At 64.6% G+C, this 25594-nt stretch carries 24 protein-coding genes; 14 read left to right on the top strand and 10 right to left on the bottom strand.

The window, feature by feature from the left end; all coding sequences use genetic code 11:
- The first annotated feature begins 156 nt into the window (after positions 1-156).
- Positions 157-1158: a TerC family protein gene (locus tag ACXJKC_RS01595; RefSeq protein WP_456694914.1), complete on the top strand. Its 1002-nt coding sequence runs from the start codon at positions 157-159 to the stop codon at positions 1156-1158.
- Positions 1159-1178: 20 nt separating this feature from the next.
- Here the strand turns inward: ACXJKC_RS01595 and ACXJKC_RS01590 are convergent, their stop codons facing one another.
- Complete coding sequence (locus tag ACXJKC_RS01590) at positions 1179-2603, bottom strand: APC family permease (protein ID WP_456694913.1); 1425 nt, start codon at positions 2601-2603, stop codon at positions 1179-1181.
- A gap of 96 nt (positions 2604-2699) precedes the next feature.
- On the opposite strand from ACXJKC_RS01590, the gene ACXJKC_RS01585 reads away from it, so the two are divergent.
- Positions 2700-3980 (top strand): cytochrome P450, encoded by a 1281-nt coding sequence (locus ACXJKC_RS01585; protein WP_456694912.1) that lies wholly within the window; start codon positions 2700-2702, stop codon positions 3978-3980.
- Positions 3981-3982: 2 nt separating this feature from the next.
- The gene (locus ACXJKC_RS01580; RefSeq protein WP_456694911.1) at positions 3983-4981 is read left to right on the top strand and encodes a hypothetical protein; all 999 of its coding nucleotides are present in this window, start codon (positions 3983-3985) and stop codon (positions 4979-4981) included.
- On the opposite strand, the gene ACXJKC_RS01575 is transcribed toward ACXJKC_RS01580, so the two are convergent.
- Positions 4978-5373 (bottom strand): hypothetical protein, encoded by a 396-nt coding sequence (locus tag ACXJKC_RS01575; protein WP_456694910.1) that lies wholly within the window; start codon positions 5371-5373, stop codon positions 4978-4980. The two genes, ACXJKC_RS01580 and ACXJKC_RS01575, sit on opposite strands and share 4 nt — an antisense overlap.
- A 90-nt stretch (positions 5374-5463) precedes the next feature.
- Between ACXJKC_RS01575 and ACXJKC_RS01570 the strand changes: the two genes are divergently transcribed.
- Positions 5464-5877, top strand: a complete 414-nt coding sequence (locus tag ACXJKC_RS01570; RefSeq protein WP_456694909.1) for a hypothetical protein — start codon at positions 5464-5466, stop codon at positions 5875-5877.
- 119 nt (positions 5878-5996) lie between these two features.
- Here ACXJKC_RS01570 and ACXJKC_RS01565 read toward each other — a convergent pair whose 3' ends face one another.
- A complete protein-coding gene (locus ACXJKC_RS01565; RefSeq protein WP_456694908.1) occupies positions 5997-6650 on the bottom strand; it encodes an MBL fold metallo-hydrolase in 654 nt (217 codons plus the stop codon).
- Positions 6651-6847: 197 nt separating this feature from the next.
- Between ACXJKC_RS01565 and uvrA the strand changes: the two genes are divergently transcribed.
- From uvrA to whiA, 5 genes are all read left to right on the top strand, one after another.
- Entirely contained in the window at positions 6848-9712 is a 2865-nt protein-coding gene (gene uvrA / locus ACXJKC_RS01560) for an excinuclease ABC subunit UvrA (RefSeq protein WP_456694907.1), read from the top strand.
- A gap of 9 nt (positions 9713-9721) precedes the next feature.
- Entirely contained in the window at positions 9722-11662 is a 1941-nt protein-coding gene (gene uvrC / locus ACXJKC_RS01555; RefSeq protein WP_456694906.1) for an excinuclease ABC subunit UvrC, read from the top strand.
- A gap of 13 nt (positions 11663-11675) precedes the next feature.
- Positions 11676-12539, top strand: a complete 864-nt coding sequence (gene rapZ / locus ACXJKC_RS01550; RefSeq protein WP_456694905.1) for an RNase adapter RapZ — start codon at positions 11676-11678, stop codon at positions 12537-12539.
- The gene (locus ACXJKC_RS01545) at positions 12536-13516 is read left to right on the top strand and encodes a gluconeogenesis factor YvcK family protein (RefSeq protein WP_456694904.1); all 981 of its coding nucleotides are present in this window, start codon (positions 12536-12538) and stop codon (positions 13514-13516) included. Before rapZ ends, ACXJKC_RS01545 begins: the two co-directional genes overlap by 4 nt.
- Before the next feature lie 88 nt (positions 13517-13604).
- On the top strand, positions 13605-14588 hold the full coding sequence (gene whiA / locus ACXJKC_RS01540) for a DNA-binding protein WhiA (RefSeq protein WP_456694903.1): 984 nt from the start codon (positions 13605-13607) through the stop codon (positions 14586-14588).
- Positions 14589-14594: 6 nt separating this feature from the next.
- Here the strand turns inward: whiA and ACXJKC_RS01535 are convergent, their stop codons facing one another.
- Positions 14595-15056 carry a hypothetical protein gene (locus tag ACXJKC_RS01535; RefSeq protein ID WP_456694902.1) on the bottom strand — a complete coding sequence of 154 codons (462 nt, stop codon included), beginning with the start codon at positions 15054-15056 and terminating at the stop codon, positions 14595-14597.
- Between the two features lie 104 nt (positions 15057-15160).
- On the opposite strand from ACXJKC_RS01535, the gene gap reads away from it, so the two are divergent.
- The 5 genes from gap to ACXJKC_RS01510 all read left to right on the top strand — a co-directional run bounded on the left by gap (position 15161) and on the right by ACXJKC_RS01510 (position 18849).
- Positions 15161-16165, top strand: coding sequence for a type I glyceraldehyde-3-phosphate dehydrogenase (gene gap / locus ACXJKC_RS01530; protein ID WP_456694901.1), 1005 nt, complete (start codon positions 15161-15163; stop codon positions 16163-16165).
- A gap of 18 nt (positions 16166-16183) precedes the next feature.
- On the top strand, positions 16184-17392 hold the full coding sequence (locus ACXJKC_RS01525) for a phosphoglycerate kinase (RefSeq protein ID WP_456694900.1): 1209 nt from the start codon (positions 16184-16186) through the stop codon (positions 17390-17392).
- Between the two features lie 3 nt (positions 17393-17395).
- Positions 17396-18193 (top strand): triose-phosphate isomerase, encoded by a 798-nt coding sequence (gene tpiA / locus ACXJKC_RS01520; RefSeq protein ID WP_456694899.1) that lies wholly within the window; start codon positions 17396-17398, stop codon positions 18191-18193.
- Positions 18194-18259: 66 nt separating this feature from the next.
- The gene (secG, locus tag ACXJKC_RS01515; RefSeq protein WP_456694898.1) at positions 18260-18496 is read left to right on the top strand and encodes a preprotein translocase subunit SecG; all 237 of its coding nucleotides are present in this window, start codon (positions 18260-18262) and stop codon (positions 18494-18496) included.
- Positions 18496-18849 carry an RNA polymerase-binding protein RbpA gene (locus tag ACXJKC_RS01510; protein WP_456694897.1) on the top strand — a complete coding sequence of 118 codons (354 nt, stop codon included), beginning with the start codon at positions 18496-18498 and terminating at the stop codon, positions 18847-18849. Before secG ends, ACXJKC_RS01510 begins: the two co-directional genes overlap by 1 nt.
- Positions 18850-18927: 78 nt before the next feature.
- Here ACXJKC_RS01510 and ACXJKC_RS01505 read toward each other — a convergent pair whose 3' ends face one another.
- From ACXJKC_RS01505 to tal, 6 genes are read right to left on the bottom strand one after another with little or no spacing between them, the layout of a single operon-like run.
- Positions 18928-19770, bottom strand: coding sequence for an alpha/beta fold hydrolase (locus ACXJKC_RS01505; RefSeq protein ID WP_456694896.1), 843 nt, complete (start codon positions 19768-19770; stop codon positions 18928-18930).
- Positions 19767-20468, bottom strand: a complete 702-nt coding sequence (gene pgl, locus ACXJKC_RS01500) for a 6-phosphogluconolactonase (protein WP_456694895.1) — start codon at positions 20466-20468, stop codon at positions 19767-19769. The genes ACXJKC_RS01505 and pgl overlap by 4 nt, the downstream gene beginning before the upstream one ends.
- A gap of 1 nt (position 20469) precedes the next feature.
- Positions 20470-21369 (bottom strand): glucose-6-phosphate dehydrogenase assembly protein OpcA, encoded by a 900-nt coding sequence (locus tag ACXJKC_RS01495; RefSeq protein WP_456694894.1) that lies wholly within the window; start codon positions 21367-21369, stop codon positions 20470-20472.
- Positions 21369-22895 carry a glucose-6-phosphate dehydrogenase gene (gene zwf / locus ACXJKC_RS01490; RefSeq protein ID WP_456694893.1) on the bottom strand — a complete coding sequence of 509 codons (1527 nt, stop codon included), beginning with the start codon at positions 22893-22895 and terminating at the stop codon, positions 21369-21371. The genes ACXJKC_RS01495 and zwf overlap by 1 nt, the downstream gene beginning before the upstream one ends.
- Entirely contained in the window at positions 22892-24469 is a 1578-nt protein-coding gene (locus tag ACXJKC_RS01485; RefSeq protein ID WP_456694892.1) for a glucose-6-phosphate isomerase, read from the bottom strand. The genes zwf and ACXJKC_RS01485 overlap by 4 nt, the downstream gene beginning before the upstream one ends.
- 4 nt (positions 24470-24473) lie before the next feature.
- Positions 24474-25562 (bottom strand): transaldolase, encoded by a 1089-nt coding sequence (gene tal, locus ACXJKC_RS01480; RefSeq protein WP_456694891.1) that lies wholly within the window; start codon positions 25560-25562, stop codon positions 24474-24476.
- Positions 25563-25594 lie beyond the last annotated feature (32 nt).

Genomic DNA, 25594 nt, shown 5'->3' with positions numbered 1-25594 from the left:
TGACACAATGGCCCACGGAGGGGAGTATTCCCTGATCGCAGTGCCGTCATCACGGTGACTCCCGGCAGTCATCCGGTGCTGCGGGCCGTGCTCCTAGTAGTTTTCGGGACATGCGGCGGAAGAGACCTCCGGCGTAGTGACGACCGGAGGAAAATCTTGAACGTCTCCCAGACCGAGTGGTTCATCACCATCGGTGTGACCGTGGCGGTGTTGTTGTTCGACATCGTCATCGTGGCCCGCAAACCGCACGAACCGTCCATGAAGGAATGTGCGACGTACCTGTCGATCTATGTCGGCATGGCGATCGCCTTCGGTATTTGGGTCATGGTCTACCACGACGGACCCGGCAAGAATGAGGACTTCGGCCTACAGTTCTTCGCCGGTTGGCTGACCGAGTACAGCTTGTCGATCGACAATTTGTTCATCTTCATCATCATCATGGCGAGCTTCAATGTGCCGCGGAAGCTGCAGCAGGAAGCGCTGCTGGTCGGCATCATCATCGCCTTGATCTTCCGCGGAATCTTCATCGCGCTGGGTGCAGTGGCGATCAACAACTTCTCGTGGATCTTCTACATCTTCGGAGCGTTCCTGCTCTACACGGGCTACAGCCTGATGAAGGACACCGACCACGACGATGACGGGGAGAATGCCGTCGTCAGGTTTGCCCGCAAACGTTTCCGGGTCTCGGAGAACTGGGACGGACTCAAGCTCGTGGTCCGCGAGAACGGCGCCCGAGTCATCACGCCGATGCTGCTGGTGATCCTCGCGCTCGGTACGACCGACCTGCTGTTCGCGCTCGACTCGATCCCGGCGATCTACGGTCTGACCAAGGAGCCGTACCTCGTCTTCACGGCCAATGTCTTCGCCCTGATGGGTCTTCGCCAGCTGTACTTCCTGATCGGCGGACTGCTGACCAAGCTGATCTACCTCTCGCAGGGCCTCGCGATCCTGCTGGGCTTCATCGGCGTCAAGCTGATCCTGCACGCCCTGCACGAGAACGAGCTGCCGTTAATCAACGGCGGCGAACACGTCAAGGTGCCCGAAATCCCGACGCTGGCCAGCCTCGGCGTGATCGTCGTGATCCTCTCGGTGACCGCCGTCGTCAGCCTGGTCGTGTCAGGTCGACGCGAGCGAGCAGCCGCAGACGATTCCGCCTGAGGCTGCTCGCGGGGCGAGGATCACGGGATCTTGTGCGGCGGAATATCGTCCGGATCGGTGATCTCGAGGTCTTCGCCCTGCGCTCGGCGGTACAGGTAGATCGGCACCGAGAGCACCAGGCCGATCACCAGTAGGATGCCGGCCACGACGTACTGCTCGCTGTCGCGGCCCGACAGCGGCGTGACCAGATACAGGCACGCTGCGGAGCCGGCGATCGCTAGAGCGGTCTTGGTCTTGAAGTGATCGTGATCGACGCGGTCGTGGCGTAGCACCAGCACCGCGATGTTGACGACACCGAAGACACCGAGCAGAAGCAGCGCCGTGGTTCCACCGAGAACCGCCACCGAGTCGTCGTTGGCATTGGCCACATAGGCGATCAAGGCGAGCGAGAGTGCGGTGGTGAAGACGATCGCGGCGTACGGCGTCTGATTCTTGTGGTGCACCTTCGCCAAAGATCGGGGAAGCACGCCTTGACGTGCCATGCCGTAGAGCAGGCGGCTGGCCATCATCATGTTGATCAGCGCCGAGTTGGCCACGGCGAACATCGAGATGAACGGCAAGATGTCGTCGGCCGGGATATCGGGTGCGCCGGCCGCGACCACCTGAACCAACGGCGGGGCAAGATCGGGATTCGACAGATCGCCTACCGGCACGAGCGCGACCGCACAGATCGACACGAGGACGTACATCACGGCCGCGATGCCCAGGCCGGTCAGCATCATCTTGGGGAAGATCCGACTCGGTTCGTGGCACTCCTCGGCCATATTGACCGAGTCTTCGAAGCCGACCATCGCGAAGAACGCCAAGGAAGTCGCTGTGGTGACGGCGAGGAAGACGTTCTTGTCATCAGGGGTGTCGAAGGCCACGACCCGACTGAAGTCGGCGTCGCCGCCGGCGATCGCGTAGAAGCCGACCAGGATGACCAGCACGAGTCCGGAGATCTCGACCAAAGTCAGCACGACATTGGTCTTGACGCTTTCGCTGGCACCGCGGAAGTTGATCGCCGCGACGAGAAGCATGAAGCCCATCGCCATCAACATGATTTCGGTGTCGGTGGCCTGCCAGTCGATCCCGGCAGCGAGGTTGTCTGCGAAGGCATTGGATGCCGTTGACGCCGACGTGATGCCAGAACACATCACGGTGAAGGCCACCATGAACGTGAAGAAGTGCACGCCGAAGGCTTTGTGGACGTACAGGGCAGCCCCGGCTGCCTGTGGATATTTGGTCACCAACTCCAGATAGGAGAATGCGGTCAGCAGCGCCACCGCGAACGCCACCAGGAACGGCAGCCAGGCAGCGCCGCCGACTTCGGCGGCGACCGAACCCGTCAGTGCATAGATCCCGGTGCCGAGGATGTCGCCGACGATGAACAGCAGCAGGAGCTTGGGCCCCATGACCCTTTTGAGTTCGGGCGGCTGTGTTGAATCGGTGGTTTCGGTACTCATCTGAACCCCCATCCAGGCCCACTACTGGGCGTCACGTTTGTCCCACCTTCCACCGGCTGGACACGACGCGCAACAAGGCGGTGTAGTTTCGTGTCCGTGTTCGACGTGAAGAGGAGACTCAGTGGCTTGCTCAGCAAGCTAGTAGTTCGGCGGATCCAGAAGAAGGGGATCGACCTCAGCGCACTGTCGTTCATTCCGGCCAAAACCAAGATCCCGCTGCAACGCGAGGGCATGAATCCGCTGCCGGAGATCGCCGAGTGGCGCGAGACCGAGCCGATGCACAAGCTCGACCTGCCGTTCGCTTTCACGGCCTACTTGGTGACGGGTTATGAGCAGACCCGGACGGTGTTGACCGACCGTGACTCCTACAGCAATGACATCCGGCACCTGCTGCTCGGTGACGGGCCCGCCACCGCAGACGATGTCGGTGGGCTCGGCTTCACGGATCCTCCGTTGCACACCCGTTTGCGCAAGATCATCACTCCCGAGTTCACGATGCGGCGCCTTGCGCGACTGGAACCCATGATCACCGAGTTCGTCGAAACGCAGCTGAACGCCCTGGAGGCCGAGGGCCCCGGTGCTGACTTGTGCAAGGCGGTCGCCTTCCCGATCCCGTTCCAGACGATCTGCGCCCTCCTGGGTCTCGACTACGACGACCGGGATGCCTTCGAGAAGCTGGGTAGTGCACGGTTCGACGCGACCAACGGCGGCGCCGCGGCATTCGGAGCCGTTTCCGAGCAACGGGAGTTCTTGTTCGCGGCAGTGGCCAAACAACGCAAAGAGCCCGGACCGGGTCTGATCGGACAGATCCTCCTCGACGAGGGTGACATGATCTCCGACGTCGACCTCGCGGGTCTGGCCGACGGCGTGTTCACGGGTGGTTTCGAGACGACCGCAGGAATGATCGCGCTCGGAACAATCGTGCTGCTGGGCGATCCGGAGTACGCCGCGCTGATGCGCCGCGGCGATCCGAAGGACGTGGATCGGATCGTCGAGGAGCTGCTGCGCTATCTCGCGGTCGTGCAGGTCGCCTTCCCGCGCTTCGCCAAGCACGATATGGACCTGTTCGGCACCAAGGTCAAAGCCGGCGACGTCATCCTGGCCTCGTTGAGCGGTGCGAACCGCGATCCGGAGATCACGGGGGAGCGGCCCGACGAGTTCGATCCGTTCCGTACACCGTCCAGTGGGCACCTTGCGTTCGGCCACGGCATCCACCGGTGCATCGGCGCCGAACTGGCCCGGATGGAGCTGCGGATCGCCTTGCCGATGTTGTTCCAGCGCTTCCCCGATCTCGCATTGGCCAAGCCGGCCGAGGAGCTGAGCTTTCGGCAGCTGTCATTCGTCTTCGGTGTCGACGAGCTTCCCGTCACGTTCTAGCGATGTCGTCGTCCCACGCCGATTCGGCTGCCCAGATCGAGACCTGGTTCGATCAGCACGGATTGCCGTACTTCGCTGGTGATCACGCCGACGCGGTCGAGCGCTGGCTGTCGAGTCGGCGGATCGTCGCGGTCATCGTCTTGATCGTTGCGGTCTCGGTGGCTTCGGGGATCGTCGTGGGGGTCGTGTGGGCCGATCACGGCTCCGTGGGGACGCTGGTCGGCGGATTGGTACTCCTGACCCTGTTAGGGCTGTTCGCGGGCCGGTTCCTGCGGCTGGGCACGATGCTGCGGTGGGCGGTCCGGCGTACATTCGGTTCGCTCGGCCTGATGTTCCCGTTGCTGACTCGGGCATTGCCATTGCTGCTGCTTGCGGTCACATTCTTGTTCATCAACGCCGAGGTCTGGCAGGTCGCGGCACTGATGTCACGCCATGTGCTGTGGCTGGCGGTGTTGTTCTTCGCCGCGATCGCGATGACCTTCCTCCTGGTTCGGCTACCCGAGGAGGTGCGTCAGGTCGAGGCCGACGTCGTGGGCGACCGGGTAGCCGAATGCTGCGTCGGCACTCCGGCCGAACAGGCCGCACGACTCGTCACCGCCGAACCCGCCGCGTTGCCGCGGTTCGCCCGAGCCAATCTGGTGTTGGTGTTGTTGTTCAGCCAGGCGATTCAGGTGTTGTTGCTCGCGTTTGGTCTGTTCCTGTTCTTTGTCGTGTTCGGCTCGTTGACGATTCCGGACGGGACGGTCGAGGCCTGGACGGGTGCGCCGGTCTCGGACCTGCCGTCGTCCCTCGGCAAGCACATTCCGGTCACGAATGAGCTGTGGCAGGTTGCGGTCTTCCTGGCGGCGTTCTCCGGTCTGTACTTCACGGTCTATGCCGTCACGGACGAGACGTATCGGTCGCAGTTCTTCGCGGGGCTGTCGCAGGAACTCGAACAGGCCGTTGCGGTCAATGCGGTGTATGTGTCGCTGCCACGCCAGGATCAACCCCAGCAGGATTAGGTCAGCACGCCGGGCGTGCTGTCGAACGGCTCGCCGGATGCGCACTGGTTCAGGGTGACCGCTTTGTGACGGGCGAAGTCAGCGGACTGGCGTGCGGCCTTGGCGTAGCTCTCCGGAGGCAGTGCGGCGTAGTAGTGGACGGCCTCCAGTAGAGCGCGGGCCTCCGGCTCCGGCTGGGCCGTCGCGTAGATCTCGGCGGGGGGCACAGCCTTCTGGAAGTGTTCGACCGTTCCTTGGTAGTCCTTCTGGTTGAACTCGTCGATGCCGGCTCGGACTTCCTCGCAGGTACGTTGCACCGCCTCGGCCGCAGACAGATCATCTTGCTTGTCTGCTTTGTCACTGCCACAGGCGCACAGGACCGCGAGGAGGCCGAGCGCGACGAGCAATCTCATGGCTCAACGCTAGGGGCTGGGTGACTTTCCGCGAGCCGAAGTCCGAAGTGCGGAATCAGGTGCCGTCCGGGCAACCGGTACAACTGACGCATGGGACTTTTCGCGACGTTCGTGTTCGCCGACGGCGCCTGGGGCGGCAGCCATGACTCGACACCTCGATTGACGGCGAAGGTGCACGACAGCGATTTCGTCACGATCGGCTACTCGCCGGTGCTGGCCGACGGGAGTGGACGCTGCTACGTCGGTTTTGAGCCACGGCACTACTTCGAGGAGGAGAGCGCGAGCGATCCGATCGATCCCGCCGCTGAGGCGCGAGGTCTGGCGGCCTGGGCGGCCGACGTCCGCGGAACGGTCGTCGATCCCGCTGCGGTTCTGGAACTGCTGGCCAGTCCGGATGCCGCCGACGAGGCGCCAGACGTGTTCGTCGAGGCCGCCTTGGTCCGCGTGTTGCTGGCACTCGGCCTGCCGGTGCCCGAGGACCTGGAGGACTGGGTTCCGGCCTGATCCAACCGGTGCCGGCGGTTTCCCATGAGGCCTCGTGCCTTTGGCACGTACCTCGGGTTACAGCGCTGGGGGAGTGACGAACTCCCTAGGCCTCATGGGAAACCGGCAAGGGGTGGGGATCACCAACCGCGCTCGCGCCACTCCGCCAGGTGCGGACGCTCGACGCCGAGCGTCGTATCGCTGCCGTGTCCCGGGTACACCCGCGTGTCGTCGGGGAAGCGGCCGAAGATCTTGGTCTCGACCTCGTCGATCAGCGTCGCGAAGTCCTCTTCCGACCAGGTCTTGCCAACGCCGCCGGGGAAGAGGGAATCGCCGGTGAACAGGTGCACGATGCCATCTGGATCGTCGTAGGCCAGAGCGATGGAGCCAGGGGTGTGGCCGGCGATCTCGATGACTTCGAGCTCGCAGGAGCCGACGCGCACTCGGGCGCCGGTCTGCACGCGGACGTCGACCGGGACCGGCAACTCGTCGGCATCCCGCTCTCCTGCGACCGTCTCGGCGCCCGTCGCCGTCACCAAGGCCTCGAGGGCCTGCCAGTGATCGCCGTGACGGTGTGTCGTGACGATCTGCGAGATACCTGCGTCGCCGATCAGTTCCGCGAGGCGGTCGGCCTCGTTCGCGGCGTCGATCAGGATCTGCTCGCCGGTGAGATTGCAGCGCAGCAGATAGGCGTTGTTGTTCATCTCGCCGACGGCGATCTTGGTGATGATCAGGTCTGTTGCGTCCTGGACGTCGGCGGGACCGCCGACCTCGACTTCTCCGGTGTACGTCATGGCTCCAACCCTGCCAGAACCCCCAGGGACGGTGCGCTGGCGTCCAAGAATGTGGCGAGAGTGGACGCCAACGCACCGCCCCGGGGGAGGTGTGATGGGGCTGACTCGGTCTCCCGGAAAGAAACTGTCGGACCTCGTCGTTACGATGACGAGGGGCAGAATTCTGCCCGTCAACCACGATTTTTACAGGGGAACACGTGACCGATCGCCTCGTCATCCGCGGCGCACGAGAGCACAACCTCAAGGACGTCTCACTCGACCTTCCGCGCGATTCGCTGATCGTCTTCACGGGGCTGTCCGGCTCGGGCAAGTCGTCCCTGGCCTTCGACACGATCTTCGCCGAGGGCCAGCGTCGCTACGTCGAGTCTCTGTCGGCGTACGCGCGCCAGTTCCTCGGCCAGATGGACAAGCCCGACGTCGACTTCATCGAGGGCCTGTCGCCCGCGGTCTCGATCGACCAGAAGTCGACCTCACGCAATCCGCGCTCGACTGTCGGCACGATCACCGAGGTCTACGACTACCTGCGCCTGCTGTACGCCCGCGCAGGCCGCGCGCACTGCCCCGAGTGTGGCGAGCCGATCGCGCGCCAGACGCCGCAACAGATCGTCGACCGTATCCTCGACGGCGAGGAGGGCGCCCGGTTCCAGGTGCTGGCCCCCGTCATCCGTGGCCGCAAGGGCGAGTACCTCGAACTGTTCCGCCAACTGCAGTCACAAGGCTTCAGCCGCACGGTCGTCGACGGCGAAGTGCACATGCTGGCCGATGAGCCGCCCAAGCTCGCCAAGCAGAAGAAGCACACGATCGACGTCGTGGTCGATCGCTTGCAGGTCAAAGCCAGCCAGCAGCAGCGACTGACCGAATCGATCGAGACGGCGCTGAATCTCGCCGACGGCCTCGTGATCATCGACTACGTCGACCTCGACGCCAAAGACCCGGCACGTACGCGCCGATTCTCCGAGAAACTCGCGTGCCCCAACGACCATCCGTTGGCGGTCGACGAGCTCGAACCCCGGTCGTTCTCGTTCAACGCCCCGTTCGGTGCCTGCCCCGAGTGCCACGGCATTGGCACCCGTATGGAGGTCGATCCCGAACTCGTCGTCGCCGACGATGCCAAATCCCTCAACGAAGGTGCCGTCGTGCCGTGGGCCTCGGCGCACGTCGCAGACTATTACTCCCGCCTGATCGGCGCCTTGGCCGATGAATTGAACTTCTCGGCCGACACCCCGTGGGGCGATCTCAGCAAAGAGGTCCAGGACGCGATCCTGCACGGTCACCCGACCAAGGTGCACGTCCGGTACAAGAACCGGTACGGCCGTGAACGGTCGTATTACACCTCGTTCGAGGGCGCGATCACCTACCTGGAGCGGCGCCACGAAGAGACCGAATCCGACACCAGCAGGGAGCGGCTCGAAGGCTTCATGCGCGAAGTTCCGTGCCGGGTCTGCCAAGGCACGAGACTCAAGCCGGTCATCCTGGCCGTGCAGCTCAACTCGGCGAAGTTCGGTCCCAAGAACATCGCCGAAGTCTGTGCACTGTCGATCGCCGAAGCGGCCGAGTACCTCGCGACGCTCGAGATGACCGATCGTGAACGCCAGATCGGCGAACGGGTCCTCAAGGAGATCAACGAGCGACTCCGGTTCCTGCTCGACGTCGGCCTCGACTACCTCGCCCTCGACCGGGCCGCCGGCACGTTGTCGGGTGGTGAAGCGCAGCGCATCCGGCTCGCGACCCAGATCGGCGCCGGCCTGGTCGGCGTGCTCTACGTCCTCGACGAACCTTCGATCGGCCTGCACCAGCGTGACAATCAGCGACTGATCGAGACCCTGATCCGCCTGCGCGATCTCGGCAACACCCTGATCGTCGTCGAGCATGACGAAGACACGATCCGCGCCGCCGACTGGGCCGTCGACATCGGACCAGGCGCAGGCGAACACGGTGGGCAAGTCATGGTCTCGGGTCCGATCAAGGAGCTATACGCCAGCAAAGACTCGCTGACCGGTCAGTACCTGTCCGGACGCAAGTCGATCCCGCTGCCGGAAAAGCGCCGTGAGCGGGTTCCGGGTCGCGAGCTCACAGTGCACGGCGCCAAGGAGAACAATCTCCGCGATATCGACGTGTCGTTCCCGCTCGGCATGCTGGTCGCCGTGACCGGAGTTTCAGGCTCCGGCAAGTCGAGTCTGGTCAACGACATCCTCTACACCCAGCTTGCGCGGACGATCTACGGAGCGCGCACGATCCCTGGGCGGCACCGTACGATCACCGGACTCGACCAGGTCGACAAAGTCATCCATGTCGACCAGTCGCCGATCGGCCGTACGCCACGGTCCAATCCGGCGACGTACACAGGCGTCTTCGACCATGTCCGCAAGCTGTTCGCGCAGACGCCCGAGGCCAAAATGCGCGGCTACCAGCAGGGCCGGTTCTCGTTCAACGTCAAGGGCGGCCGCTGTGAAGCGTGCTCCGGCGACGGAACCCTCAAGATCGAGATGAACTTCCTGCCCGATGTGTACGTGCCGTGCGAGGTCTGTCACGGCGCGCGCTACAACCGCGAGACGCTCGAGGTGCACTACAAGGGCAAGTCGATCGCCGATGTGCTCGACATGCCGATCGAAGAGGCCGTCGAATTCTTCGAGGCCATCCCGGTCATCGCCCGTCACCTGCGCACCCTCGTCGAGGTCGGCCTCGGCTATGTCCGGCTCGGGCAGCCCGCGACGACGTTGTCAGGTGGTGAGTCGCAGCGGGTCAAGCTGTCGGCCGAGCTGCAGAAGCGCTCGACCGGCCGTACGGTCTACGTCCTCGACGAGCCGACGACCGGCCTGCATTTCGAGGACATCAACAAGCTCCTCGGCGTCCTGCAGCGCATCGTCGACACCGGCAACTCGGTCATCGTCATCGAGCACAACCTCGACGTCATCAAGACCGCCGACTGGTTGATCGACATGGGTCCTGAAGGCGGCAGCGGCGGCGGCCTGCTGATCGCCGAGGGTACGCCCGAGGACGTCGCTGCCTGCCCCGACAGCTACACCGGCTCGTTCCTCAAGCCGCTGCTGGCCAGCTCGTAGAGTGGACCAGTGGCAGATCCAGCAAGCTATCGACCCGCGCCGGGGGAGATTCCTCGGGATCCGGGTGTCTATCGGTTCCGCGATGACGAGCGTCGGGTCATCTACGTCGGTAAGGCCAAGTCGCTACGGCCGCGACTGAGTTCATACTTCCAAGACGTCAACGGCCTGCACCCTCGTACGCAGCAGATGGTCTTGACTGCGGCCAGCGTCGAATGGACCGTCGTCAGCACCGAGGTCGAAGCGCTCGCGCTGGAGTATTCGTGGATCAAGGAATTCGACCCGCGGTTCAACGTCAAGTACCGCGACGACAAGTCGTACCCGTGGCTCGCGGTGACGGTCGGTGAGGAGTTCCCGCGGGTCACCGTGATGCGCGGCGCCCAACGCAAAGGTGTCCGTTACTTCGGCCCCTACGGCCATGCGTGGGCGATCCGCGACACCGTCGACACGCTGTTGCGGGTCTTTCCGATGCGGTCGTGCTCGGCCGGCGTCTTCCGCCGGGCCAAGGCGATCGGTCGGCCGTGCCTGCTGGGCGATATCGGCAAATGCGCTGCCCCTTGTGTGGGGCGGGTCAGCCCCGATGAGCATCGCGCGATCGTCAACGACTTCCTGGCGTTCATGGGCGGGCAGACCGCCGGGTTCACCAAACGCATCGAGAAGCGCATGTTGGAGGCGTCCGCGCAGGAAGAGTACGAACTCGCCGCCAAACTGCGGGATGACCTCGGGGCGCTCCAACGGGTTCTGGAGAAGCAGACCGTCGTGCTGGGCGACGGAACTGATGCAGATGTGCTGGGCTTCGTCGACGATCCGCTCGAGATCGCAGTGCAGATCTTCTCGGTCCGCGGCGGCAGGATCCGCGGTCAGCGCGGCTGGGTCGCCGAGAAGGCCGATGAGGCAGAGTTCCCCGAGCTCGTCCAGCGTGCACTGATGACGCTCTACCAAGACAGTGCGCCCTCGGCGATACCCAAGGAGGTCTTGGTCCCCAAGCTGCCGCTCGACACCGACACGGTCGTCGAACTGCTCACCGAGCTGCGCGGGGGAGCCGTGCGCATCCGGGTGCCCCAACGCGGTGACAAACGAGCACTCATGGCGACCGTCGAACAGAATGCCAAGCAGTCGTTGATGCGGCACAAGATGAAGCGGACCTCCGACCTGACGGCGCGCAGTCTGGCGCTGGAGGAGATCCAAGAGGCCCTCGATCTGCCCACCGCACCGCTGCGCATCGAGTGCTATGACATCTCCAACCTCGGCGAGACCGAGACGGTCGCCTCGATGGTCGTGTTCGAAGATGGCCTGCCACGCAAGTCCGAATACCGCCGATTCACGATCCGCAATGAGGGGCAGAGCGATGTCGCCGCGATGCACGAGGTCATCACGCGACGGTTCACTCAACTCCTTCGGGCCAAGCAGGACAATGACGACGAAGGTCCCGGCATCGATCCGGAGACCGGCAAGCCGCGTCGGTTCGCCTACACACCGGCACTCGTTGTGGTCGACGGCGGACCCCCACAGGTCGCCGCCGCGCACCAGGCCATGCAGGAGCTCGGGGTGTCCGGTATTGCCCTGGTCGGACTGGCCAAACGGCTTGAGGAGGTGTGGCTGCCCGAAGACGAGGACCCGGTCATCTTGCCGCGCACCAGCGAGGGGCTCTACCTGCTGCAGCGGCTGCGGGACGAGGCACACCGGTTCGCGATCTCCCATCACCGTGGTCGGCGCAGTAAATCGATGATCGAAAGTGTCCTGGATTCGGTCGACGGTCTCGGCCCGACGCGGCGCAAGTCATTGCTCAAATCGTTCGGCTCGATCAAGAAGCTGCGCGCGGCGACGGCCGAGGAAATAGCAACTGTGCCCGGGATCGGCGCGACTACGGCACAATCCATCGTGGACGCTCTTGCGACCAGCGAGACTGCGCCGTCGATCAACACCGCGACTGGCGAGATCATCGATTCATGACAGTGGAGGAAAGTTGACGACCCTCAGGCAGCTCGTGCTCGTGACGGGTATGACCGGTGCCGGCCGGGGTTCGGCATGCAAGGTGCTGGAAAAGCTCGGCTACTACGTCATCGACAATCTGCCGCCCGACCTCCTCATGAACGTGGTCGAAACGGTCGAGAAGTCGCCCGATATCGACAAGCTGGCCGTGGCGGTCGATGCCCGGTCACGGCAGTTCTTCGGCGCGATCGTCGACAAGATCGAGCAACTGCGCGAGCGCGGCACACACACCCGCATCCTGTTCCTCGAGGCCGCCGACGAGGTGCTGGTACGTCGCCAGGAAGCCGCTCGCCGGCCACACCCGCTGAGCCGCGAAGGCCGTCTGATGGACGGTTTCGATCGGGAGCGCGAGTTGCTGCGGCGGCTTCGTGGGCGGGCCGACATCGTCGTCGACACGACCAATCTGAACGTGCACCAGTTGGGCCAGCGGATCCACGCCGCCTTTGTCGACGCTGACTCCGGCGGTCTACGGGCTTCGGTGATGTCATTCGGCTTCAAATACGGCATCCCGATCGACGCCGACATGGTGGCTGACTTGAGATTCCTGCCGAATCCGTTCTGGGTCGACGATCTGCGTCCGCTCAGCGGCCTTGACGTTCCGGTCAGCCAATATGTTCTGAATCAGCCGCGGGCCGAAGAGTTCCTCGAACAGTACGAGAAGCTCGTCGCGCTGCTGACGGACGGATATCTACGCGAGGACAAGCACTTCTTGACGATCGCGATCGGCTGCACAGGAGGGCGGCATCGCAGTGTTGCGATGTCCGAGGCCTTTGCCGCCCGACTACGCGCTCAAGGTGTCAAGACTTTGGTCGTCCACCGCGATCTAGGTCGCGAATGATCGCTCGTCCAGCCCGCCCCTCGAGGCCAGAACGATACGAGGGGGACCTGAGGGTCGTCTCCCTGGGCGGCGGGCATGGCCTTGCGGCCAGTCTCGCGGCGTTGCGTCGCCTGACGACCGAGCTGACCGGAATCGTCACGGTGGCCGACAACGGCGGTTCCTCGGGACGGCTGCGCGAGGAGTTTGGCGGTCTGCCGCCAGGTGATCTCCGGATGGCGTTGGCCGCACTGTGTGGCGACGACGACTGGGGTCGTACCTGGGCGGCAGTCCTGCAGCACCGTTTCTCCAGCGACGGTCCGCTGAACAACCACGCTGTCGGCAATCTTCTGATCGCTGCGATCTGGGATCAACTCGGCGATCACGTCGCAGGACTCGATCTCGTGGGTGACCTGCTGGGTGCCCAAGGACGGGTTCTGCCGATGGCGGCGGTGCCTCTCGACATCGAGGCCGATGTGCACCTGACCGCGGCGCCGGATCGGTTGACGGTCTTGCGCGGGCAGGTGCAGGTCGCGCAAGTCGAGGGACAGGTCGTCTCGGTCCGGCTGTCCCCGGCCGACCCGCCGGCCTGTCCGGAGGCAGTTGTCGCGGTGGAAGAGGCCGATTGGGTCGTCGTCGGTCCCGGATCCTGGTTCACCAGCGTCATGCCGACGTTGCTCGTCCCGCAGCTGCGCGATGCGTTGATCCGCACCAGTGCCAAGCGGGCCCTGGTGCTGAATCTGGTGGAGCAGCGCGGGGAGACTGAGGGGCTGAGTCCGACCGATCATCTTGAGGTGTTGGCCGCACATGCGCCCGACTTGCGACTCGATGCCGTGATCGCCGACAGTAGCCAAGTAGACGCGCGCGGCACGCTCGAGTCGACGGCGCGGGCACTCGGTGCGACGCTGTTCGTCTCCGACCTCGCGGTGACCCGCGGATCGGATCAGCATGATCCGTCTCAGCTCGCAGCCGCATTCGGGCATGTCATGCGGCAAGCGTAAAGTGGCACCTTCTTTGGGCACACAGGTCCTGACCGAACTGAACTGAATCGAATACTGAATTGATCGAAAGACATGGGGGCGTGGTGGCATGGCGATGACGGCGCAGGTCAAGGCGGAACTGGCCAGTACGACGATCACGAAGTCATGCTGCCGCAAGGCCGAGGTTTCATCGATCTTGCGGTTCTCCGGCGGTCTGCACATCGTCGCCGGCCGGATTGTCGTCGAAGCTGAACTCGACACCGGTGCGGCGGCGAGGAGACTTCGCAAGGACATCGCCGAAATCTACGGTCACGACAGCGATATCCTGGTCATGCAGAATGCCGGTATCCGCAAAGACACCCATTACGTCGTCCGCGTTTCCAAAGAGGGCGAGGCGCTGGCCCGGCAGACCGGATTGATCGACGGCGGTGGACGTCCCATTCGCGGCCTTCCGCCGCAGGTGGTCTCCGGCTCGTCGTGCGACGCCGTCGCGGCCTGGCGGGGCGCCTTTCTCGCGCACGGATCGTTGACCGAGCCCGGACGCTCTTCTGCCCTCGAAGTCAGTTGCCCCAGTCCTGAAGCGGCGCTCGCGCTGGTGGGCGCGGCTCGCCGGGTGGGCATCAGTGCCAAGGCCCGCGAAGTGCGTGGGATCGACCGAGTCGTGATCCGCGACGGCGAGGCGATCGGAGCTTTGCTGACTCGCCTCGGCGCACATGAATCGCTCTTGGCGTGGGAAGAACGCCGAATGCGCCGCGAGGTGCGTGCGACGGCCAACCGCCTGGCCAACTTCGACGATGCCAACTTGCGCCGTTCGGCTCGGGCAGCTGTTGCTGCCGGTGCGCGGGCCCAGCGGGCGTTGGAGATCCTGGGTGAGGAAGTGCCAGATCATCTCAAGATGGCCGGCGCCCTGCGCGTCGAGCACCGTCAGGCGAGCCTCGAAGAGCTCGGACAGTTGCATGAGCCCGCCCTGACCAAGGACGCGATAGCCGGTCGCATCCGACGTCTCCTCGCGATGGCCGACAAGCGTGCGGAGGAGCTCGGTGTGCCCGACACGGAGTCGAGCCTCGGCGAAGAGACGCTCGCGAGCGACTGACGCGGATCATCTCGTCGCGACGCGTCCGGCCCAGCTGTTGGGAAGATGGCCTGCAGCCAAGATCGTGACGGCCAGGGCGAGCCAGGCCGACTCGGCCCAGATCGCCAGCCCCGCGAAGATCAGCACCGGAAGCACCGCCATCGGCACGGGAACGCCCGCGACAGGACTGAACAGATCAGCCACCCGGCGCCCGCCACGCACGTAGCGCAGCCACAGCATCCAATAGCCTGCGACGAGCACGACGACGCCGATCGCGCACGCAGCGTCGAGGCCACGGGCGATCGTCTGCGGTCCTGTCACTGTCGCCAAGGCGAGACAGCCGACCTGACCGGATCGTTCGAGAGCCGTGGCCAGGACTCCGGCAGAGAATCCTGCTGGTCCAGCCGGACGAGGCGGCCAGAAGACCAGCAGCATCGACGGCGCGAGGACGGTGAGCGCGACCGACAGGCCGATGATGGACAAACTCATGATGCGCACACGGTGGCACATCGAGAGGTGACTCGCCGGTAGTAGTGCGCTCTCGGTAGGGTGGGGGCACCTAGCCACCTCATCTTGCAGGAGATCTGTTTCCCGTGACCGTACGCGTAGGCATCAATGGATTTGGCCGAATCGGCCGTAACTTCTTCCGTGCGGTTCGCGCCGCCGGGGCTGACATCGAGATTGTCGCCGTCAACGACCTGACCGACAACAAGACGCTCGCCCACCTGCTCAAGTACGACTCCATCCTGGGCCGTCTCGACGCCGACGTCACGTATGACGAGGGCTTCATCTACGTCGGCGACCAGAAGATCGCCGCCTTCGAAGAGCGCGATCCGGCCAAGCTCGACTGGGCCAGCGTCGGCGTCGACGTCGTCGTCGAGTCGACCGGCTTCTTCACCGATGCCACCAAGGCCAAGGCGCACATCGACGGCGGTGCCAAGAAGGTCATCATCTCGGCGCCCGCCAAGAACGAAGACATCACGATCGTCATGGGCGTCAATCATGAGCTCTACGATCCCGCCGCGCACACCGTGATCTCGAATGCTTCGTGCACGACCAACTGCCTCGCTCCGATGGCCAAGGCGCTCAATGACGCCCTCGGCATCGAGAAGGGCCTCATGACCACGATCCACGCGTACACGCAGGATCAGAACCTGCAGGACGCGCCGCACAGCGATCTGCGTCGGGCCCGGGCTGCTGCGATCAACATCGTGCCCACCTCGACGGGGGCCGCGAAGGCCGTCAGCCTCGTGCTGCCTGAGCTCAAGGGCAAGCTCGACGGCTACGCGCTGCGCGTTCCGGTTCCGACCGGTTCGGCCACCGACCTGACGTTCACAGCCTCGCGTGAGACCTCGGTCGAAGAGGTCAACTCGATCATCAAGGCTGCTGCAGAAGGCGCCATGAAGGGCATCCTCGTCTACACCGAGGACCCGATCGTCTCCAGCGATATCGTCACCGATCCCGCATCGAGCATCTTCGACTCGGGTCTGACCAAGGTCATCGGCGACCAGGTCAAGGTTGTCTCCTGGTACGACAACGAGTGGGGTTACTCCAACCGCCTCGCCGATCTGGTCGCGCACGTCGGCTCCTCGCTCTGAGCTGCGGAGTCAACTGACGTGAAGACAACTGCGTTCAAATCGGTTGGGGACCTCGGCGACCTGCGCGGCAAGCGAGTGCTCGTCCGCAGCGATCTCAACGTCCCCTTCGAAGGTGACGCGATCTCGGACGACGGGCGCATCCGTGCGAGCGTCCCGACGATCAAGAACCTGGCCGACGCAGGTGCGCGAGTCCTGGTGACCGCGCACCTGGGTCGGCCCGACGGAGTGCCCAACGAGAAGTATTCGCTGGCGCCCGTCGCTCTCCGGCTCGGTGAACTGCTGGGTGCGCCTGTGCAGTTCGCCGCCGACACCGTGGGTGCTGAGGCCCAGGCTGTCTCGTCAGGTCTCCAGGACGGTGAGGTCGCGGTCTTGGAGAACGTCCGCTTCAACGCGGGCGAGACCAGCAAGGACGACGCCGTGCGGGCTGAATTCGCCGCACAGCTTGCCGCTCTGGCCGATGTGTTCGTCTCGGACGGTTTCGGTGTCGTTCACCGCAAGCAGGCCAGCGTTTACGACGTCGCCACATTGTTGCCGTCAGCGGTCGGCGGACTCGTCGAGGCCGAGGTGACTGTGCTGAAACAGCTCACGGAGGATCCGGCCCGTCCCTACACCGTCGTCCTGGGCGGTTCGAAGGTTTCCGACAAGCTGGGTGTCATCGACAACCTGCTCAGCAAGGCCGACAATCTGCTGATCGGCGGCGGCATGGTCTTCACGTTCCTGAAAGCCCAGGGTCACGAGGTGGGCAAGTCGCTGCTCGAGGCCGATCAGCTCGAGATCGCACGTGGCTACATCAAGCAAGCCGCCGATCTGGGCGTCAAGCTAGTGCTGCCGACCGACGTCGTTGTCGCGCAGGCATTCGCGGAGGACGGCGCGACAGTTGTCGCCGCAGACGCGATTCCGGCCGATCAGCTCGGACTCGACATCGGGCCTGAGTCCGGCGCGGCGTTCGCCGAGATCATCGCAGCTTCCAGGACGGTGTTCTGGAACGGTCCCATGGGCGTGTTCGAGATGAATGCCTTCGCGGCAGGCACCAAGGCAGTTGCACAAGCGTTGACCGAGGTCGACGGTCTGTCAGTTGTCGGCGGCGGCGATTCGGCTGCCGCAGTACGTCAGCTCGGCTTCGCCGACGAGCAGTTCGGCCACATCTCCACCGGTGGTGGCGCCTCCCTGGAGTACCTCGAGGGCAAGACCCTGCCGGGCCTGGACATCCTGAATGAAGGAAGCTGAATCATGACCCGCAAGCCACTCATGGCAGGCAACTGGAAGTCCAACGTCAACCACCAAGAAGCTGTGGTGTTGGTCCAAAAGCTCGCCTGGACATTGCAGGACAAGAAGCACGACTACGACAAAGCCGAAGTCGTGGTGATCCCGCCGTTCACGGATCTGCGCAGTATCCAGACCGTGGTCGACGGCGATCAGCTGGGTATCCGTTACGGCGCCCAGGATGTCTCCGAGCACGACGGCGGCGCCTACACCGGCGAGATCTCCGCCGCGATGCTCGCCAAGCTCGGTTGCTCGTACGTCGTGGTCGGACACTCCGAGCGTCGGGAGTACCACGCCGAGACCGACCAGGTCGTCAACGTCAAGGCGACCAAGACTCTCGCCGCGGGCATGAGCCCGATCGTGTGTGTCGGCGAAGGGCTCGACGTGCGTAAGGCGGGCGAACACGTCGCCTACACGTTGGCGCAGATTGACGGTTCCCTAGCCGGTTTGACCGTCGAGCAGATGGCCGATGTCGTCATCGCCTATGAGCCCGTGTGGGCCATCGGCACCGGCGAGGTCGCCACTCCCGAGGACGCTCAGGAGGTCTGCGCGGCTATCCGGGGACGCATCGAGGAGACCTGGTCCACCGAAGTGGCCTCGGCAACGCGTATTCTGTACGGCGGGTCGGTCAAAGCGGCTAACATCGCTGCCATCATGGTGAAGTCAGACGTTGACGGAGCCCTGGTCGGCGGAGCTAGCTTGCAAGCCGATGAGTTCGCCGGGATTTCCCGGTTCTATGCCATGCCGGACCTGTCCGGTTCGTGACAATCACTTTGTGATGGTTGCTCAGCAAGTGTTGGACAGATTAGTGACCACAACCGAAGGTAAGCCGTGATTTTAACTTTCTCGATCATCCTCGCGATCAGCAGCATGCTGATGATCGTCCTGGTCCTCATGCACAAGGGACGCGGGGGCGGCATGTCCGATATGTTCGGCGGCGGCGTCTCCAGCTCACTCGGCGGTTCGTCCGTGGCGGAGCGCAACCTCGACCGCATCACGGTCGGTATCGCCGTCGTGTGGGTCGTGTCGATCTTCGCGCTCGGTCTGCTCCTGAAGGTGAGCAACTAGTGGCAGCAGGAGCCATCCGGGGAAGCCGTATCGGCTCTGGCCCCATGGGCGAGGCCGAGCGCGGCGAAGCGGCCCCGCGGCAGTTCGTGACGTTCTTTTGCATCAACAATCACACGACCGAGCTGCAGTTCGCGATCGAGGCCGAGGTCCCGGAGGCCTGGGACTGCCCTCGTTGCGGTATGCCGGCCAGCGTCGATGCTGACAACCGTCCGACAGCCAAGAAGATCGAACCGTACAAGACGCATCTGGCGTATGTGAAGGAGCGTCGCTCAGAGACTGAGGCCGACGAGATCCTGAAGGAAGCAGTCGACACCCTGCGCAGCAAGCGCAAGTCCGGCGAGATTATCTTTTAAACCAACTCAACCCGTCGGCGGTGCGCTGGCGTCCACATCCTGCGCTCAGGTGGACGCTGGTGCACCGCCTTCGGCGTATCAGGGGAGTTTGGTATCGAGGAATTCGGTGACCTGGGCGGCAAAGACGTCGTTGTCGTCGCCGGCGACCATGTGGCCGGCCTTGGCCTCGCGGACGATCGCGTGGGGAATGAGCTCACGTAATTCCTCGGCGCCTTCGGCCGTCACGACGTCAGACTCGGCCCCCCGCACCAGCAGCGTCGGTACCCGCACCGCGCGAGCGGCGTCCTCGAGGCGTTCCTGTGATGCGCTGCGGCGGTGCTCGTCGCCGCCGTTCAAGAAAGCAGGATCCCAATGCCAGCGCCAGCGGCCGTCTGCGCCCTGCCGAACGTTCTTCTTCAAGCCTTCCAACGAGGAGGGGCGCGGTCGATGCGGATTGTACGCCGAGATCGCGTCAGCCACCTCCTCCAACGAGGCGAAGCCGTCCGGCGCCGAGCGCATGAACCCGAGGATGCGTTCGACGCCCTTGGGTTCGGTGCGGGTCGCGATGTCGACGAGTACCAGGGCGCGCGCCAGATCGGGATTCTCTCCCTGAGCGATCAGCGAGGTGATACCCCCGAGCGAGGCTCCGATCAGCACCGGTTGGGTACCGATCTGCCGCACCACGCCGAGCAGGTCCTCGACGAGTAGATCGATGCCGTACTCGCCGTCGGAGTCCCAGGTGCTGTCGCCGTGCCCGCGCGCGTCGAGGGCGTATGTCGTCCACCCGGCCTCGGCGAAACGGGCCCCGCTTCGATGCCACGAATGGCGGGTCTGCCCACCGCCGTGCAGCAGCAACACTGTGCCGCGGTCACCCGCACTCGGCCACTGATCGGCAACGATCGTGCCCGCAGAGTTCTCGAACTTGACGACCTCGGACGTCATGCAGTGATCTCCTTCGCAGCATCCTCATCGAGGAGCCAGAGCGTTTCGGTCGCCCCACGCACGCCGCTGGCGGGGATCTGAGCCTTGTCGGCACCGTCCACGGCCTGGGCGACCACCGCAGCCTTGGCCTCGCCGGAGACCAGCAGCCAGACGCTCTGCGCACGGTTGAGCGCGGGATAGGTCAGTGAGATGCGCTGGGGCGGCGGTTTGGGGGAGTCGAACACCTCGACGGCCCGGCGCTCGGTCTCGTCGAGCTGCGGAAAGCCGGGGAACAACGAAGCGATGTGCCCATCGGGCCCCATGCCCAGCAGCACCAGATCGAACGGCTCCTGCGGCAGGATGTCGGCGTAGCCGTCGGCGGCCTCGGCCATGCTCAGGTCACATCCGTGCGCCGGCATCGGGTGGATGCCGGTCTCGGGGACCCCCAGCCGGGTCAAGAACGCATCGCGTGCCTGTTGGTCGTTCCGGTCGGCATGGCCAGCAGGAACGAACCGTTCGTCGCCCCAATAGAAGTCGACGTCGGCCCAGTCGACATCGCCTGTCGTGATGTGCCTGTAGGCCTCGATCGCGATCGTGCCACCGGTCAGGACAATGCTGGGCCGTCGCCCTGTGCGCTGCACTTCGGCGAGTCGGGTCGAGATGCGCTCCGCGATCTTGGCGGCGAGCACATCTGCGGTGGGCCACACTTCGACCGTCACGTCACGCCTCCAGCAGATGTTTGATCGTCGCGGCGTAGATGTCGTCGGCGTCGAGTCGCCGCAGGTCCTCAGCCAACAACTCAGCGAGTGTGCGGGCGCCGAGCGGCACTTCGCGCGGAGACGAACCGGGGACGCTGAAGTGACACGACACGGCGTCGATGCGCTCGATCAGCACATCGCCGACCGTCGTGTTCAGGACGACAGAGGCGATCTGCTCGGTCTCGCTGCGCTTGGAGACGATGGGCACCTTCAGGCGGCTCTCCAGCCAGGCGACGAGCAGCGCAGCGGCCGGGTTGGCCGGACCGGCCACGACGGTGCCGCCGGTGACCTTGCCGGAGGTCTGATCGAGTGCCGCCGCCAGCAGCGCACGCCACGGCGTCAACCTGGTCCACGACAAGTCGGTGTCGCCGGGTTCGTACGCCCGGGCGACGGCCTTGAGCGCGCGGATCGGTGAGTCGGTCGCTTCGGCGTCGGTGAGTCTGCGGCGGGCCAGCCTGCCGATCGCGTCCTCGGACGGGACGGTCGGCGGCTTGCCCGGCCACCACACGACGACGGGGGAGTCGGGCAAAAGGAGCGGGAGGACGACGGACTCGGCGTGTTTGGTCAGCTCGCCGGAGATGCGCAACAGGATCGACTCCCCGGACGAACTCTCGCCGACCCGAACTTTCGCGTCGAGCTTGGCCGAACCGCGACCGTCGCCGAGGATCACTCCGATGACGCGCGAAGGGTGCTCACGCGACAGCGTCGTGGCCGTCTGCAGAGCTTCGCTGACGTTGGCGTCGTCGGTCACGACCAGAAGCGTCAGCACCATGTCCATGGCCGGACTGCCTGCGGCCGAACGCGCCTTGACCAGGGCACGGGCGATCTTCGCCGAGTTGGTGCGAGTCAGTGCGATCTCCATCAGGGACGCCTCCAGAAGCGACCGTCGTGGGCCATCATGGCGTCGGCACTGGGTGGTCCCCAGGTGCCGGCCTCATAGGTGTCGATGTCCTTGTCACGTTTCCAGTGCGCGATGACAGGATCGAGGATCTTCCAGGCCAGCTCGACTTCTTCGTGCTGCGGGAACAGCGGTGGATCGCCCAGCAGAACGTCGAGAATAAGCCGCTCGTACGCTTCCGGGCTGCTTTCGACGAAGGCGCCGCCGTAGGCGAAGTCCATGTTGACGTCGCGGATCTCCATCGTGGTGCCAGGTACCTTGGCGCCGAACCGCAAGGTGACACCCTCGTCGGGCTGGATGCGCATGACCAAGGCGTTCTGCCCGAGCTCCTCGACGTCGTTCTTGGCGAATGGCTGGTGCGGCGCACGTTTGAACACGACCGCGACCTCGGTGACGCGACGGCCGAGGCGTTTGCCGGTGCGCAGGTAAAACGGGACGCCGGCCCAGCGACGGGTCGACACGTCGACTCTGATCGCGGCGTACGTCTCGGCGCGTGAGCCGTCGGGGACACCGTCTTCCTCAAGGTAACCCTGCACCTTTTCCCCGCCTGCCCAACCGGCCACATACTGCGCCTGGGCGGTGTGTAGGTCCATGCGTGCCGGTGGGCGCGCATTCGCGAGGATCTTCTGCTTCTCCAGACGCAGCGACGAGGCGTTGAACGAGACGGGTTCCTCCATCGCGATCAGCGCCATGAGCTGCAGCAGGTGGTTCTGGATCACGTCGCGGGCGGCGCCAATGCCGTCGTAGTAGCCAGCGCGTGAGCCGATGCCGATGTCTTCGGCCATCGTGATCTGGACGTGGTCGACGTAGTGGTTGTTCCAGATGGGTTCGAACATGCCGTTGGCGAAGCGGAACGCCAGGATGTTCTGGACGGTTTCCTTACCGAGGTAGTGATCGATCCGAAACACCGACTCGCGGGCGAAGACGTCGGCGACGATGCGGTTGAGCTCTTCGGCCGAGGCAAGATCGTGCCCGAAGGGCTTCTCGATCACAACCCTGCGCCAGCCCTTCGCCGATTCGGCCAGGCCATGCTTCTTGATCTGCGAGACGACGACCGGGAAGAGTCCTGGCGGGATCGACAGGTAGAACGCGTGATTGCCGCCGGTGCCCTGTTGCTCGTCGAGGTCGGCCATCGTGTCGGCGAGCCGTTCCCAGGCGTCGTCGTCATCGAACTCGCCGGGAACGAAGCGGATGCCCGCCGCGAGCTGCTTCCAGACCGTCTCGCTCCAGGCGGTGCGAGCGCCGTCTTTTGCGGCCTGTTTGATCATCTTGGCGAAGGTGTTGTCGCCGAAATCGTGCCGGGCGAAGCCGACGAGCGCGAATCCGGGCGGCAGCAGGCCACGGTTGGCCAGGTCGTACACCGCCGGGATGAGCTTCTTCTTGGCCAGATCGCCGGTCACGCCGAACATGATCAGACTGCATGGCCCGGCGATCCGCGGCAGCCGCCGGTCGTTCGGATCGCGCAGCGGATTGCTGGTGGCAGAACTCATGCCAGCAGACTCCTGATCTTGGCCAGACCGGCCGGTATGTCGTCGAGGTGAAGCCGGAGCACCGGTCTACCGTGGTCCCGCAGGACTGTTGCATCGCCGGCTGCCTGTGAGGCGATGAACGAGCCGAAAGAGAAGCCACGTCCGGGGACGTCGAGATCCTCGATGGGAGTTCCGGTGACCTGCAAAAACACGCCATTGGGCGTGCCGCCCTTGTGGTACTGGCCGGTCGAGTGCAGGAATCGTGGGCCCCAGCCGAAGGTGACCGGACGGTCGAGCCTCGCGGCGGCGACTTCGCGGACGCCCGCGAAGTCGGCGTGCGCGTGGCGATCCAGATATGCCTGGATCGCCAGATAGCCGTGATCCAAGTCGATCTGGTCGAGCAGGGTACGAATCGCGTTCTCGAGCGATCCGCCGGGTCCGTAGACGTCGATACCCTCTTCCGTGAAGTCGGGCGTCGGTGCGCTACCGCCGCCGTCGAGCAATTCGCGCGCGGCCTTCTTGGCGCTTTCGACGTCGGGCTGATCGAATGGATCGATGCCGATCAGGCGGCCGGCGATCGAGACCGCGACCTCCCACAGCAGCATCTGGGCACCGAGCGGGCCTTGGATCGCGGCGGCATAGCCGGACTGGCCCACGGGCACCTCGGAGCTGCCGATCGAGACCAGGATCGAATCGGGCGTGCTGGGGGAGAAGTTGACCGCATTCGTCGACGGCACCACGACCGGTAGGACGCCACGGCCCTTCTTACCGGTCGATTCGGCGACGAGCTGCTCGATCCAGTCGCCCACACCGTGGCGGGTCTGATCGGCGATCACGAGCTTGTCGATCTGCTGGGTGTTGGAGACGCCCATCAGGACGCCGAGCAGCAGCGCCGGATTCGCGGGATCGTCCGAGTACAACAGCGCCTCCGTGTCGGCGGCGCTCTCCAGGAGCTCGTTGATATCGGCACCGGCAAGTCCACTGGGAACGAGTCCGAACGCGGTCAGCGCCGAATAGCGTCCGCCGACGTGCGGATCGGCCCGGAACACCCGGTATCCGGCGGCTTTGGCCATCTGGTCGAGCGGGGAGTCCGGATCGGAGACCACGATGATCCGGGTCAGTGGATCGATCCCGGCGTCTTCGAATGCCTTCTCATAGGCACGTCGTTGACTGTCGGTCTCCACGGTGCCGCCGGACTTGCTCGACACCACCACGACGGTCCGGTCGAGACGGTCGGTCAGCGCGCCCCGGACCATGTCGGGCTGCGAGGAATCGAGCACGGTCAGATCGACGCCGGCGGTATGACAGATGACCTCCGGTGCCAGCGAGGAGCCGCCCATCCCGCACAGCACGATGTGGTCGAGCCCTTGCATGATGAGCTCTTCACGCAGGGCGAGTATCTCGGCGACCAGAGGACGTGAGGATTCGGGTAGATTCGTCCAGCTCAACCGGATGCTGGCCTCGGACTCGGCATCGGGACCCCACAGGGTGGAGTCCCTCGCCGCGATACGGGATGCGACCTTGTCGTCGATCGCGCGTTGGAGCGCGCTGTCGAACGCAGGTTGGGACGGAACGCTGTATGCGACCTCGACCACGGTTTCAGGCCTTGTCGAGCTCGGCGGAGACGGTGTCGAGGAGCTCGTTCCAGGAGGTCTCGAACTTCTCCAGTCCCTCGTCCTCCAGGAGTTTCACGACTTCGTCGTAGGAGACGCCCTCACGTTCGAGCGCCGCGATGGCGTCACGGGACTCCTCGTACGTGTTGCTGACCCGATCTCCCACGATCTCGCCGTGATCGGCGACAGCCTGCAGGGTCTTCTCCGGCATCGTGTTGACGGTGTTGGCCACGACAAGCTCGGTGACGTACAAGGTGTCGGGCAGGCTGGGATCCTTGACGCCGGTCGAGGCCCACAGCGGACGCTGTGCATTGGCGCCCTGCGCGGCCAAAGCCTCGAAGCGATCGGAACCGAAGACCTCTTCATAGGCCTCGTACGCGAGTCGGGCATTGGCCAGCGCAGCAGTGCCGCGCAGCGGACTGTCGTCGGCGAGGCGCTTATCGACTTCGGTGTCGACGCGGCTGACGAAGAAGGACGCGACCGAGTGGATAGTCGACAGATCGCGCCCGGCTGCGGCGGCCTGTTCCAGACCGGCCAGGTAGGCGTCCATGACACCGCGGTAGCGATCGAGCGAGAAGATCAACGTGACGTTGACGCTGATACCTTCGGCGATCGCCGCCGTGATGGCCGGCAGGCCCTCGACCGTCGCGGGAATCTTGATCAGCAGATTGGGACGGCTGACCCGCTCCCACAGCCGGTGTGCGAGTTCGATCGTGCCCTCGGTGTCGCGGGCCAGATCGGGATCGACCTCGATCGAAACCCGTCCGTCGACGCCACGGGTCGCGTCGTAGACCGGCTTCAGGATGTCGCAGCCGTTCTGCACGTCGGTCGTGGTGATCTCGAAGACTGTTGTCGCGACATCGGCGCCCGACTCTTTGAGTTCCTTGACCTGTGGCGCGTACTTCTCACCCTTGGCGAGCGCCGAGGCGAAGATCGAAGGATTGGTCGTGACACCCACGACCCCGTAGTCGGCGATGAGTTCGGCGAGATTGCCCGATTCGATGCGCTCGCGAGACAGATCGTCGAGCCAGATGGACACTCCCGCGTCAGCGAGAGCCTTGAGACGGTCGTTCATGAGTGCTCCTTTGTGAGGATCAGTCCTGCGTT

The organism is Aeromicrobium sp. P5_D10, assembly GCF_054049535.1.
The sequence above is the reverse complement of the archived record's forward strand: the minus strand, read 5'-3'. Positions and strand labels throughout refer to the sequence as shown.